This window comes from Nitrospira sp. (assembly GCA_016788885.1).
Taxonomy (GTDB): Bacteria; Nitrospirota; Nitrospiria; order Nitrospirales; family Nitrospiraceae; genus Nitrospira_A.
In genome coordinates this window covers 13940-27934 of record JAEURX010000006.1, presented here as the reverse complement: position 1 = coordinate 27934, position 13995 = coordinate 13940, and the positions used below count along the sequence as shown (strand labels likewise).

At 60.8% G+C, this 13995-nt stretch carries 8 protein-coding genes; 5 read left to right on the top strand and 3 right to left on the bottom strand.

Annotated features, from left to right (window positions below; translation table 11 throughout):
- Positions 1 to 188 precede the first annotated feature (188 nt).
- Positions 189 to 3218, bottom strand: a complete 3030-nt coding sequence (locus tag JNL86_00635; GenBank protein MBL8041408.1) for a hypothetical protein — start codon at positions 3216 to 3218, stop codon at positions 189 to 191.
- A gap of 392 nt (positions 3219 to 3610) precedes the next feature.
- Here JNL86_00635 and JNL86_00630 point away from each other — a divergent pair, with 392 nt between their 5' ends.
- The 3 genes from JNL86_00630 (at position 3611) to JNL86_00620 (ending at position 9654) form a co-directional block, all read left to right on the top strand.
- Positions 3611 to 7063 (top strand): DNA polymerase III subunit alpha, encoded by a 3453-nt coding sequence (locus tag JNL86_00630; protein ID MBL8041407.1) that lies wholly within the window; start codon positions 3611 to 3613, stop codon positions 7061 to 7063.
- A 38-nt stretch (positions 7064 to 7101) separates the two neighbouring features.
- Positions 7102 to 8070 (top strand): acetyl-CoA carboxylase carboxyltransferase subunit alpha, encoded by a 969-nt coding sequence (locus tag JNL86_00625; protein ID MBL8041406.1) that lies wholly within the window; start codon positions 7102 to 7104, stop codon positions 8068 to 8070.
- 267 nt (positions 8071 to 8337) lie between these two features.
- Positions 8338 to 9654: a porin gene (locus JNL86_00620; protein MBL8041405.1), complete on the top strand. Its 1317-nt coding sequence runs from the start codon at positions 8338 to 8340 to the stop codon at positions 9652 to 9654.
- A 278-nt stretch (positions 9655 to 9932) separates the two neighbouring features.
- On the opposite strand, the gene JNL86_00615 is transcribed toward JNL86_00620, so the two are convergent.
- Both JNL86_00615 and JNL86_00610 read right to left on the bottom strand, forming a co-directional pair.
- Entirely contained in the window at positions 9933 to 10523 is a 591-nt protein-coding gene (locus JNL86_00615; protein MBL8041404.1) for a ferritin-like domain-containing protein, read from the bottom strand.
- An 8-nt stretch (positions 10524 to 10531) separates the two neighbouring features.
- On the bottom strand, positions 10532 to 10732 hold the full coding sequence (locus tag JNL86_00610) for a hypothetical protein (protein ID MBL8041403.1): 201 nt from the start codon (positions 10730 to 10732) through the stop codon (positions 10532 to 10534).
- A gap of 107 nt (positions 10733 to 10839) precedes the next feature.
- Between JNL86_00610 and hrpB the strand changes: the two genes are divergently transcribed.
- Together hrpB and JNL86_00600 are read left to right on the top strand one after the other, a co-directional pair.
- Positions 10840 to 13338 (top strand): ATP-dependent helicase HrpB, encoded by a 2499-nt coding sequence (hrpB, locus tag JNL86_00605; protein ID MBL8041402.1) that lies wholly within the window; start codon positions 10840 to 10842, stop codon positions 13336 to 13338.
- A gap of 106 nt (positions 13339 to 13444) precedes the next feature.
- Positions 13445 to 13993, top strand: coding sequence for an ACT domain-containing protein (locus JNL86_00600; protein ID MBL8041401.1), 549 nt, complete (start codon positions 13445 to 13447; stop codon positions 13991 to 13993).
- Positions 13994 to 13995 lie beyond the last annotated feature (2 nt).

The window sequence follows — 13995 nt, the reverse complement described above, 5'->3', positions numbered from 1 at the left end:
GGTAGGCTCAGCGGTGGCGGCACAACTGCGGGCACATACAACAATCGCGTAAGACGTCACTGATTCGGAAGCGGCTGCCTCCAGGTACAGAAGGGCGTACACGAACAGCTGCACTCTAACAGGTCCGCTCCGATGAAGCAAGGAAACGGATGTCCGGCATACCCGGGAGCGTCGGCCAGGTCCCGTCATCATAACAGGGTCGCCAAATACTCCAGCAGGAACACCAGACCGGTGCCGCCCGTCGGCAGCGCGATCGCCCCAAAGAGCGGATGGCGGGTAAAGGGAAGAAACGCCCCCTCCTGCGTCTGTTCGATCAACGTGACCATGCGCTCGATCTCCCGGCGCTTCGCACGTTTGAAGACCGGCTCATCGGACAGGCCCTTGAGCCGGCGTTTCAATTGATCCACCGCCTCCTGTTTCGCCCGCTCGGCGGACCGACGCAGGAAGACGCCGTTGCCGAACGCGTACAACGCGTTGAGGGTAAAGATCGCGATCAAGCCAACCGGAAAATCCCAGCGGTCGAAGTAACTGTGTCGCGCCACCGCCATCAGGAACACAATCACAAACGGGTAGTAAATCATGGCACTGATCACCGCCGTGCGTTTCGCGATGAACTGAATGCCGAGCCATTCGTGCACATAGGCTTGATCCACGCCAAGCTTGGCGGCTTCCCGCGCGAGCAACCGTTGCGGCCACTCGACCCTCGTGCCGATCATGATCAGAATCAGGCGACGACAGAGGCGAGTCGCGTCCACCACATAAAACATCAGCAACGTCATAGCGACGACGCTTACCCCCAGGATGAGACGATTGAGCGAAAAGCAGGCGTCACCCCGACAGGGCGTGACGGGAAAGCCGAACTGCAACATCAGGGCAAACCCGAAGAACCCATACACCACCACCTGCGGCACCACGCGCCGTACACGTTCCTTCCACGCCCCTAGGAGACGATACTCGTGCCAGAGCTCTCGGGCCTCCGCATGGCCAAGGAGAGGCGGCAACCAACGGTGGATACCGATCCACGAACGGAACGGGCGCGAGAGCACGGCATCAAGACGTCGCAATCGAAATCGCCGAATTACTGTTCGATCGCTTTCCCACAGCCGCCACCAGGAATGGGCAAAAAAGATCACGCAGAGCATAAACGCGAGCAAGCGCAGACTCGTCGTCGGCCAGACGCTGATCCCGTCGGTAAACGAAAACGGTTCCCCCTCCGTGCCATCCAGCATCGCACTGCAGAGCAGCCCGGCCGCAAGCAGGCCCACCAGCAGCGGACCGGCAAGGAACCCCAATCCGGATCGCCGCTTGCACATCGACCAGAGTTCGCTGTTGATCAAGATGGCACAGCAGAACATGAGGCCGGCGGCAGTCAGGAGCAAAAGGATCGTGCGCAACGCGGGGAGCCGAAGGGCACCGCTGGCAGGATCGACATCGAGACGCGGCAGATGAATACTGGACGGCGCACTGGATTGATGCACCGGGTCCGGACTGAGATCAACGGCGCCATGCCGACCGACCTCGTACAGACGCGGCAGCACCTCGGATGCAAAGGATTGACCGCCAGGCAGGTGAAGCTCCTGTGTTCCATCCGACATGTTGAGATGCCCCACAGCCCGCAACACCGAATAAAACAGTGCGGTTTGATAACTGTCGCGGAACGGCGGAATGGGTGCCTGGAGTCTAGGGTCGAGTTCAAGCCCGAAATGGGAAGCCACGACCAGATTGCGCGTCCAAGGCAATTGACTGGAGTGAGTCAACCGCGAATCGAGATCGGTCGTGAAAAACAGCGCGTGAGGGAAATTCTTTCGCAACGCCTGCAGGATCATGAGCTTGTCGTAGACATCGCTGCCCAGCACCCCGATGGCCCTGAACTCGCCATCGGCCGTGCGTTCTTCCTGCTTCAACTGTTCCACCAATCGGCGCAAATAGTCGAGCTGGCTTCGCCCCACGGGCGTCTCTTCCACCGACTCGGCACCCATCCCCTTGTCACCCGATTTGCCCTTGGTACCTCCCGCATCCTTCCCGTCATCCTTGGGCGGCAATTCGCCATCGAGGCCGGCGAGATACGAATAGCGATGCACCCAGTTCGGATACTGCTCCGTGCGAAGTTCGTCGAGATAATACTTCAGCGCCTGTTCGTTCTTTTTCGCCAACCTGTTCGTCACCGCCACGAACGTCCGTGGCAAAGATCGGCCATAGAGCGTGTCCCATTCGGAGATCAGCGCAATGTGAGGAATCTCAGCGGGTGCAGTCAGGTCGATCTTTCGACGCGCCAATTCCAGCACCAATTCCTTCGCCAGCACGTCGTCGGAGCCAATGGTGCGGATCAACTGTAGGCCTGCAGAGGTGAACCGCTCCTCGACCGGCTTGGCCATCCGCTGACCAGAGGTCTCATCCAAGAGTATCGGGTCGGCAGCCGTGGCCCAGGAAGAATAAAATTGCGCGCCGGACAACGATGCCGATGCGACCGGTTTAGGCGTGGCCGCAGTCGGTTTGAGTTCCTCCAGCATGGCGCTTAGCGTACCGGAGGTGCGGGGCCCTACTATTCGATGGGCAGAGGGCGGTACCTTCAGCTTATCCTTGAGATAGCTCACCAAGCACGTTAGTTCATGCAATGGCTTCGAACCGAGATCCTGCTCTTTGAGCCACAGGACCAGAATGTGCTGAGCCTCCTGCTTGCCCTGCGGGTCCAGCTTGGAGACCCCTGGCCCAGGAAGGAACCATTCGGAGGGTACGATCGTGTGCGCATTCGCCGTCGAGTTCCATTCGAAGTACCGGATGGATTCCCCTGCTTCCGGCAGATACCCGGCGGCGCCCAGCGCCGACACCAACGCATAGCGATCGCGCAACCTCGATTCCACACCACTGGCATAGGGACTCCCGTCCACAAACACCGGCAGCAACAGATAGGAAAATGTACCCTCGCTGGTTTGGGCTCCATCGACGAGGCCGGGTGAGGTATGGTGTTCATGCCCCCCACCACCCCCGGCAGCTTTCTCTTTCTGCTGATGGGTCGCCACTGCCTCGAACGGATCCTGCCAGAGCCGGGATTGGACGCGCTCGCGAACAACCGAGGCAATTTTCTCCGCCTCCTTATCGATCGGTCGCGATGTCTTGATGGGGGCCTGATAGATGATCAGGCTGCTGACCGCCGCAAATAGCAGCGCCAGCAGACCGGCTAGCGGCAGTTTCGGTTTCTCGTCTTTTGATTCCGCCATTCGAGCGACCCGTTCTCCAGTCGGATTGAAACGACGCTTCGGTTTTCAAGCGTCAAACGCCGCATCTTGCTCTACGCAAAATCAACGATAGGCTAGTCTTGAGGAAGGAAACTGTCAACGGCGGAAATAGTGAGTGCTGGATACGACCCGCACTGCATCCTCGGATATACATCATCACAATACTCCCTCCAAGTTTCCTAAACTTCCTCACCATAGCGATGGTCGGGGTGTCTAGTCGCCTACTGCGCGCATCGGCCGAGCACAGCCCTTTGTCTACAAATCATGAATGATCCGGGTGCGCGGTCTGCGAGCAAGGGCCGACCAGACACCCCGACCATCCTCCCCCTCCCTCCGTTTGACTTCAACTTTCCCCCTCACTACAATCGGACCCCGTGGCATCACAATTCGTTCATCTCCATCTCCACACCCAATACAGCCTTCTCGACGGCGCCAATCAGATCGACCCCCTGATGCAGCAGGTGAAGTCGTTCGGGCAACCGGCCGTCGCGATGACCGATCATGGCAACATGTTCGGGGCGGTGGAGTTTTACCGGAAGGCCAAAGAAGCCGGGGTCAAGCCGATCATCGGTTGCGAAGCCTACATGGCGCCGGGCAGCCGGCTCGAAAAGAATTCGCACCTCGCGCACAACGACTACTACCACCTCATTCTGCTGGCCACAAACCTCAAGGGATACCAGAACCTTATCAAGCTTGTGAGCAAAGCATACCTTGAAGGTTTTTATTATAAGCCGCGGATGGATAAAGAAATTCTTCAACAGCACCACGAAGGCCTGATCGGCCTGTCCGGTTGCCTGAGCGGAGAAGTCGCCTATCTCATCGGGCAGAAAGATCTGGCCGGCGCCACCAAAGCGGCGGGCGAGTATCGCGAGATTTTCGGCAAGGACAATTATTATCTCGAACTGCAAGCCAACGGGTTGGAGCACCAACGCATCGCCAACGACGGGCTGCTCGACATCCACAAGAAGCTCGGCATCCCTCTCGCGGGCACCAACGACTGCCACTACCTGAAAAAAGAAGACTCGCGTCCGCACGACCTCATGCTCTGCTTGCAGACCGGGAAAACGATCAACGATCCCAACCGGATGAAATTCGACACCGACCAGCTCTACGTGAAATCCACCGAGCAGGCGCTGGTTGAGTTCAAAGAAATGCCGACGGCCGTCTCCAACACCGTGAAGATCGCCGAAGCCTGCACCCTCGAACTGGCCCTCAACAAAACCTATCTGCCGCAGTTCAAAGTGCCGGAAGGGCTCACGCGTGAAACCTACGTCGAGCAACTCGCGATGGAAGGGCTCGCCGCACGCCTCAAGGAACGCCCGAGCTCCATTCCCGAGCTCGCCTATCAGGTCCGGCTGAAGGAAGAAATCGCGGTGATCTGTTCGATGGGATTCGCCGGGTATTTTCTCATCGTATGGGACATCATCAAGTTTGCGCGCTCGCGCGGCATCCCCGTGGGACCGGGGCGCGGCTCCGCCGCCGGCAGCCTCGTCGCTTATGCCCTCCGCATCACCGACCTCGATCCGCTGGTCTACTCGCTCCTGTTCGAGCGGTTCTTGAATCCCGAGCGGGTGTCCCTCCCCGACATCGACATGGACTTCTGCATGGATCGCCGGGATGAGGTCATCAACTACGTCATCCACAAATACGGCGAAGACCACGTCGCGCAAATCATCACATTCGGAACCATGAAGGCCAAGGCCGCCATCCGCGATGTCGGGCGGGTGCTTGAAATGCCCTACGCCGAAGTCGACCGGATCGCCAAACTGGTCCCCGACGATTTGAAGATGACGCTCGACAAAGCGCTCGAACAGGAACCGCGCCTCAAGGAACTCGTCGACAAAGACGTGAAGGTCAAGGAACTCATGTCGGTGGCGCAGTCGCTCGAAGGACTGGCGCGCCATGCCTCCACACATGCGGCCGGCATTGTCATTTCCGATCAACCGCTCACGGAACATGTCCCGCTCTACAAAGGTCCTAAAGACGAAATCGTCACCCAATATTCCATGGGTGATGTCGAAAAAATCGGCCTGGTGAAATTCGACTTTCTCGGGCTGAAGACCTTGACGATGATTCAGCGGGCCGAGTCGTTGGTCAACCAAGGCCGCCCCGACCAACCGCCGTTGCGGGTCGAACAACTGCCCTTCGACGATCAGGCGACGTTCGAGCTGCTCTCCTCCGGTAAAACGACGGGCGTGTTCCAGCTGGAAAGCTCCGGCATGCGCGACCTGCTGATGGGCCTCAAGCCCGACCGGTTCGAGGACATCATCGCCATCATCGCGCTCTATCGCCCTGGCCCCATGGATCTGATCCCCGACTTCATCAAGCGCAAGCAGGGGAAGGTGCCCATCGCCTACGAAATGCCTGAACTCGAGCCGATCCTGAAGGACACGTACGGCGTCATCGTGTACCAGGAGCAGGTCATGGCCATCGCCAACAAGGTGGCCGGTTTCTCGCTGGGACAAGCGGACATTCTCCGCCGCGCCATGGGTAAGAAGAAGCCGGAGGAGATGGAGAAGCTCCGGGTCAAATTTCTGGAAGGGGCCAGCCAGAAAAAAATCCCGGAGAAAAAAGCCGACAAACTGTACGAGCTGATCCAGAAATTCGCCGGCTATGGTTTCAACAAATCACACGCCGCCGCCTACGCCGTGGTCTGCTACCACACCGCCTACCTGAAGGCGCATTATCCGACGGAATTCATGGCGTCCCTCATGACCACCGACATGGGCAACGCCGACAAGATCGTCGGCTACTTCACGGAATGCCGGGGGCTCGGGATTCCCGTGCTGCCGCCGGACGTGAATCAAAGCCAGAAGGATTTCGCCGTCGTCGATAAGAGCATTCGTTTCGGGCTGGCCGCCATCAAGAATGTCGGCGAAGGCGCCGTCGAGGCGGTCATCGAGTCGCGCACGGAAGGCGGCCCGTTCCGCTCGTTCTTCGATCTATTCCGCCGCGTCGATCTCCGCAAGCTGAACAAACGGATGATGGAAGGCCTCATCAAGGCCGGAGCCTTCGACTCCATGGGAGGCCGGCGCTCACAATATCTGGCCGTCCTCGATCAGGCGATGGACGAAGGGGTGAGCATTCAAAAGGAACGCGCGGTCGGCCAAACCAGCATCTTCGGCGACGAGACCGTCGGCCTTCCGCAAAGTTTGGCCGATCCGACCCTGCCCGATGTGCCCGAGTGGAGCCAGGGTGAGCTGTTAAAGTACGAGCGCGAGTTGACCGGCTTCTACATCAGCGCGCATCCGCTGGCCCGCTATGAAGCCGCCATCCAACTCTTCTCCAACACGACGAGCATGCAGGTGGCCGATGTGCCGGACGGTCGCGAAGTGAAACTCTGCGGCATCATCACGGCGGTGAAATCCATGCTGACCAAAAAGGGCGACCGCATGGCCTACATCACCCTTGAGGATTTACACGGAGTGATAGAAGTGATAGCCTTCCCCGACCTCTATCGAGACCATGCCGACATGATCGTGCCGGAACAGGTCGTACGGTTGACAGGCACCGTGGATCGCGGGGACAAGGGCACCAAGTTGCGTGGGACCAAGATCGAACCGTTGGCCGAACTCCAGAACAAGGGTATCTCGCGGGTGATGATTCGCCTGCACGACAGCCCGTCGGCCTCAACGAGATTGCCGATGCTTCGGCAGGTCTTCCAAAAGTATCCCGGCTCATCGACGGTGTCCCTGGTGATGGCGCTCGGTGGCACCATCGAAGCCCGTACCTCCCCCCTGCCCAACGTCAAAATTACTCCCAGCGAGCATTTTGTCGCCGATATTGAGGAAGTACTGGGCAAAGGTGCCATCACTTTGGTAACCTAGGCGGAACCTAGGCAACACCCGTAAGGGAGTTCAGGAGCATGAGAGACTACCTCGACTTTGAAAAACCGATCCGCGAACTCGAAGAAAAAATCGAGAAGCTGGTTTCCGCCGAGTCACCCAAGTCCGGCACGCAGGAAGAAATCCGGAAGCTTCGGACCAAACTCGCGCAGGTCGAGCACCAACTCTACACGACCCTGACCCCCTGGCAGCGGACCCAATTGGCCCGTCACCCTCAGCGCCCGACGACCCTCGACTATATCAGCGAACTCTCCCGCGAATTTCTCGAATTGCACGGCGATCGCAGCTTCGGCGACGACCGCGCCATCGTCGGCGGATTCGCCCGCTTCAACGATCGCTCGGTCATGATCATCGGTCATCAAAAAGGCAAAACGCTCAAGGAACGGATGCAGCGAAACTTCGGCATGCCGAATCCCGAAGGCTATCGCAAAGCATTGCGCCTCATGCGCTTGGCCGAAAAATTCAACCGCCCCATCATTACCCTGATCGACACCCCCGGCGCCTATCCCGGTATCGGCGCGGAAGAACGCGGACAAGCCGAAGCGATCGCTCGTAACCTCTTCGTCATGTCACGGTTGACCGTGCCCATCATTTCCGTCGTCATCGGCGAAGGCGGCAGCGGCGGCGCGCTGGCCCTCGGCGTGAGCGATCGTATTTTGATGTTGGAACATTCCGTCTATTCCGTCATCTCCCCAGAAGGCTGTGCCGCAATTCTCTACGACGATCCGACCAAGGTGCCCGATGCCGCAGCGTCGCTACGCATGACCGCGCAGGATCTCGTCGGGCTCGGCATCGTCGACGAAGTCATTCCCGAGCCGCTCGGCGGCGCCCACCGCGAGCCGCGGGCCATGTGCGACCGAGTCGCGAAGGCGCTGACCAATCAGCTCTATGCCCTGGCTGAGCTGCCGAGCGATCAGCTCATCGCGCAACGCGATCAGAAGTTTCGCAAGATCGGTGTCGTCGGTGGACTCGTACCGGTCGCGACGTAACCGTAGCCCCTTCCCCTTTCATGCTCCCGCAATTCCTCATCAGCCAACTGTCTCTTCCTGTCCCTGCATCCTTGCTTCACCCTTCAAGACTCTACAAGGTTTCCCTGATTTCCTGATGGCCTGCGACTTGTTAGACTGCGCCCGCTGACGTGCGGCGTCTCACCCCTTATCGATCAGCACCATCGAACGTCGCCGGGCAACACCCGCACCACACCCGGCAGACTCACGCATCGTGCACGGATTCTTTCACAGGAGGTATGTGGCGGTATGTCGAAGACGCATGTGAACAGGTTCATCATGGCTATGGTCCTCACAGTCAGCGGTGGCACCGGAGCCGCCTACGGTCAATCGTTACCCACCGGAGTGTCGTTGGGCGATACGTCCGCGCCCGTGTTCTCCGCGCAAACGTCCGGCGTAGAGGCGAGTCCAACATCCGACCCGCTGTGGACCGATTCCCTCTGGCACGCGGACGAGAAGGGCATTCGTCGTTTTCTCCCGCAAGACGGCTTCCTGCGCGTCCGGGGGTGGATCGACGGTGGATACACCTACAACGCCAGCAGCCCGAGCAGCAATTTCAACGGACCATACAACGCGATCGACCGCGATATCCCGGTCCTCAACCAGTTGTACATGATCGTCGAGAAGCCGTTGACGGCGACGGGCAGCAACTGGGGCATCGGCGGACGCCTTGATTTCATGTACGGCTACGATTACTTCCTGACGCAGAGCAACGGGGTCGAGCGGCGGGAGAACGGCGCGCAGCGCTGGAACGCACAGGGCCAACACTATGGGCTGGCCATGCCGCAAGCCTATGCGGAAATCGGCAACCAGACCTTTTCCGTCAAGGTCGGACACTTCTACACGATCATCGGGTATGAAGGCGTGCCGTCGATCAACAACTTCTTCTATTCCAAATCCTACGCCTATCAGTTCGCCGGACCGTTCACCCACTGGGGCGGCTTGGCGACGTGGCACGTGAATGACCGGGTCACCCTGCAAGGCGGCGTGGTCAATGGATGGGACTCATTGGACCGCTACAAAGACAGCGCCACGGGTCTCGCCAGCATCAAGTACACCGCCCCACAGGATTTCTGGTCGCTCTCCTTCTCGATGGCCACCGGAAACGAACCCAGCGCCGTCGCCACGCAGTTTGAAACCCGCACCCGCTACAGTGCGATCTTCACGCTGCATCCGGCGGAGCGCTGGGAATATGTCCTCCACCACCACTATGCCTATCAGAACCAGGGCCGGCTCGACGGCGGCACCGCGCGCTGGTACGGCATCGACAACTACCTCTACTATGCCCTCACCGACGAGGTGCGGGCGGGACTTCGTTTCGAATGGATGCGCGACGAGGCCGGCACTCGCGTCGGCGGCAACCCGGTCCGTGACAACCCGAACCTCGGACCGTTCGCCGGCTCCTTCTACTCGGTCAGCGTCGGCCTCAACTACCGGCCGCATCCCAACGTGCTGATCCGTCCCGAAGTCCGTGCCGACTGGTTCGACGGGCAACGACAGCCCTTCAACGATGGCCTGAATAAGAATCAGGTGTTGGCGGCGATCAACGGGAATGTACAGTTCTAACAGGATGCGGAAAACGTCCGCCAGCGGCGTGCTCGCGTCACTTAGAGGCTCACCGTACCACGAGAGTACGACTCGCCTCTTCGCTCGTTGCGGCCTTGCTGGACTGCCTTTTTGCGCATCCTGCACTTTGTGCTGACGTGAACCGACACCTGGAGCACAGCACAAACCATGACACAACCGGCCAGTGTTTCCGCAACGAACTACGACACGCATAGAACCAACGAGCGTGCGGGATGGTCCTAGGGATCATCCCGCACGGTCAGAGGGACTCGTAATTGTCAGGAGGCAACCGGAATCGTGGCCTCGGCCAGCAGCCCGAGCGCGACAAACCGTTGCCCGATCGCCGACAGGATCTGTCCTCGCAGCTCGGTTCGATAAGGTGCCAATGCAGGGTCCTTGAGGTACCGATCCACCGTGCGCGGCAACTTCTTCCACCACGTTCGCGCAGTCTCTCGCGCCTGTTGCGCCCCGACGCCACCGCCGGCAAGGATCGTCCTCAGTTCCTTCTCGAAAAATCCGACATGTACCCGCTCATCGTCCAGAATGTCCGACAGGTCGGGTCTGATGCCCGCCAACAACGACGCAAATTCCAGCCCCAACGCTTCGTATCCAAACAACAGCACCGCCAGCATCTCCCACTGTGACGGCACGGTCGGCAGCGTCGCCGGTCGGTGAGACAGGGTGCCGAGCATGCCCTCGAATTGTTTGAGGTGGTCCTGTTCATCCGTCTCATGCCGCTGGAGAAAGGTCTGCACATGGCGCGGGAGGTCTTGGGTCTGCGCCGCGCGCACCGCCCACAGGGCCATGGCCTCGGCACGCAGGAACCGCTCAAGCAGCGCCTGTTCGCACGTCTGAGGAAGGGTGATCATCGGAGCGGTCAGCTCTCACTGGGCGGCGTGAGCGGGCCGGCCCACTCGCCCTTGGTCAGGCCCACTTCCTGGGACGCTCCATCGGGCCATTGAAAATACCCCACTTCATCGACGAAGAGGATGAGGGGATCCGTGTCTTCTCCCAGGCCACGCCACCAATACCACCCGGCCTGCTTCGGCTTGTCGCTCGTCCAGATCAATCGTTGCATCGTCTCTCGCTCTCCTCGATCTCGCGGGACCGCAGATTCGCACTCGGCGAGCAGGTCCCGTTTCTGCTACAGTCCGGTTCGCGCGTCATCGCAGCGCGCACCCTATCATGGACCGACTACCAATAGAAGAGGCCATTCCCACGCTCCGCGAGCGGTTGGCAGCCGGCCGTTCCGCACTCCTGACCGCGCAACCAGGCGCAGGCAAAACCACTCGTGTACCTTTGGCTCTGCTCGACGAACCCTGGCTGACCGGGCAGAAGGTGATCATGCTGGAGCCTCGCCGACTCGCCACGCGCGCTGCCGCCGCCTATATGGCCGCGAGCCTCGGCGAGCCGGTAGGCCGAACCGTCGGCTATCGCATCCGGCACGAATCCAAGGTGAGCGCAGCCACGCGCATCGAAGTCGTGACGGAAGGCATCCTCACGCGTCTCTTACAACAGGACCCGTCGCTCGCCGGATACGGCCTTGTCATCTTCGATGAATTTCATGAGCGCAGCTTGCAGGCCGATCTTGGATTGGCGTTCGCAAGGGAATCGCAACGGCTTTTCCGCGAGGATCTTCGTCTGCTCGTCATGTCGGCGACGCTCGACTGCGCCGCCGTCACCGCGCTGTTGCCGGACGCGACAACGATCTCCTGCGAGGGTCGGCTCTTTGCCGTCACCACGCAGTATCTCGACCGCCCGATCGAAGGACATCTCGACTCAGCCGTCGTGCGAAGCATCAGGCAGGCGCTGGCCGTGGAACCAGGCAGCCTGTTGGTGTTCCTTCCCGGCATGGCGGAGATCCGGCGTGTCGAACGACAGCTGCACGAGAGCCGACTGAGCCCTGACATCATCATCGCGCCGCTGCACGGGGAACTGCCGCAGGATGAACAGGAGCAGGCCATTCGTCCCGCACCTTCCGGTCGTCGCAAGATCGTCCTGGCCACTTCAATCGCCGAAACCAGTTTGACCATCGAAGGCGTGCGCGTCGTCATCGATGCCGGACTCATGCGCGTCCCCCGTTTCGATCCCCGCAGCGGACTCACCAGGCTCGATACCATTCGCGTCACACAGGACGCAGCCGATCAACGACGCGGACGCGCCGGACGGTTGGAGCCTGGTACCTGCTATCGGCTCTGGACCAACGCCGAACATCAGGGGCTACTGCCACGGCGGCCGCCGGAAATACTGGAGGCGGACCTGGCACCGCTCGCGCTGGATCTGGCGGAATGGGGCGTGATCGACGCCACCGAATTGTCTTGGCTCGATCCGCCGCCTGCCGGGGCGCTGGCGCAGGCACGAGAGCTGCTCCGGCAACTCGGCGCACTTGATGCACAGGGTGCGTTGACCGCGCATGGACGCCGGCTGGCGCATGTCACGGTGCACCCGCGACTCGCCCACATGATGGTCGCCGCCGCATCGCTGGGACTCGGCTCCTTGGCCTGTGACCTCGCCGCGCTGCTCAGTGAGCGGGACATTGTGCATGGTGGCCCTGGTTGGCGTAACGCCGACCTGCGGCTGCGCGCGGAGGCGCTCCACGGCAGCAAGGAACACCTCGCCGGGGCAACGATCAACCGGGCGGGTTGTGATCGCGTCAGACGGGCGTCGGATCAATGGCAACGGCAACTCCGATTGGGTCCCCCATCCGATGCCGGCATCGACCAGATCGGCATTCTGCTGGCCTTCGCCTATCCGGATCGCGTGGCGCAACGCGTTCCCGGCAGCGAGGGACGGTATCGTTTGGCCAATGGGCGCGGCGCCGCATTCCAAGGTCATCAGAGCCTGTCGCAGGACGAGTACCTCGTCGTGGCACAACTCGACGGCACGGGCGACTGGGCACGCATCCTCGCCGCCGCACCGGTGCGTCTGCAAGATCTTGAACGCTATTGCGTGGAGCCGATCCGCTCCGTCGACGTGCTCGAATGGGACGACCGCTCCGAATCGGTGCGTGCCAGACGGCAGCGGCGCTTCGGTGAATTGATCCTAGAAGATCGCGCGGTCCACGAACCGGATCACGCCCAGGTCACGGTTGCGCTGCTCGTTGGTCTTCGTCGCATCGGACTCGCCGCCCTGCCCTGGACCAAGGAGCAGCACCAGTGGCGGGCACGGGTCGCCCTGCTCCATCGTCTCGACCCGACCTGGCCCGATCTCTCCGACGACGCGCTGACGAACACCCTCGAGCAATGGCTGGAGCCGTTCCTGACGGGGCTCACCAGCCTGGCGCAACTCCGTCGCCTTGACTTGCAGGCGCCGCTCGACAGCCAGCTGACCTGGCAGCAACGTCAGGAACTCCCCCGCCTCGCACCAACGCACATCACGGTGCCGAGCGGCTCGCACGTCCGGCTGGATTACGAGCAGGGTGAGTGGCCGATACTGGCCGTCCGCCTGCAGGAAATGTTCGGCTGTCAGGAGACGCCGAGGATTGCGGGAGGAACGATACCGGTGATGGTGCATCTGCTCTCACCGGCCGGCAGACCGGTGCAAGTCACCAAGGACCTGGCGAGTTTCTGGCGGTCAGCATATCAGGACGTGAAAAAGGAATTGCGCGGCCGCTACCCGCGCCACCATTGGCCTGACGATCCCCTCAGCGCTCAACCGACCAATCGGACCAAACGGCGCACGTAACCTCGCGCACGCACCGGACCTCATACCCGCCGCCCTCTTGCGAATCCTCACCATTTCACGCATGCTACGCCGCACCTATCACCGTCCATCACCCAACGAGCCGCGCATGGATCACTTCGCCATCGTCACCGCCTTCGGCCAGGACCGTCCCGGCATCGTGGCCCTCATGGCCGACAGCCTCTATCAACTCGGCTGCAACATCGAAGACACCTGCATGACGAGGCTGCGTGGCGAATTCACCATGATGCTCATGGTCCGCCTGCCGCAGGACATCGACGCCAACGCGTTAAGCAGTAGACTCACAGCCTCGACGCGACTATTGGACCTTGCCGTGCTTTGCAGAGCGCTCCCCGGGCAGGCCGCAGTCCGCCACTATACGTCCGAACTACCGACCTACATTTTGTCGGTCTACGGCGCAGACCATCCCGGCATTGTGGCGAAGGTCGCACAGACCGTGGCGGACCAAGGCGGCAACATCACCGACATGAATACGCGCGTGATCGGGTCAGGCGAGGCTCCAGTCTACGTCATGGTGCTGGAACTTCAGCTACCACAGGGCCGAAAAGCGGACCCGCTCAAACAGGCATTGGATGCCCTCAAGCCAGTGCTGGGCGTGGATCTCACGTTACGCCCGCTCGAGAGCGCGACCTTCTGATC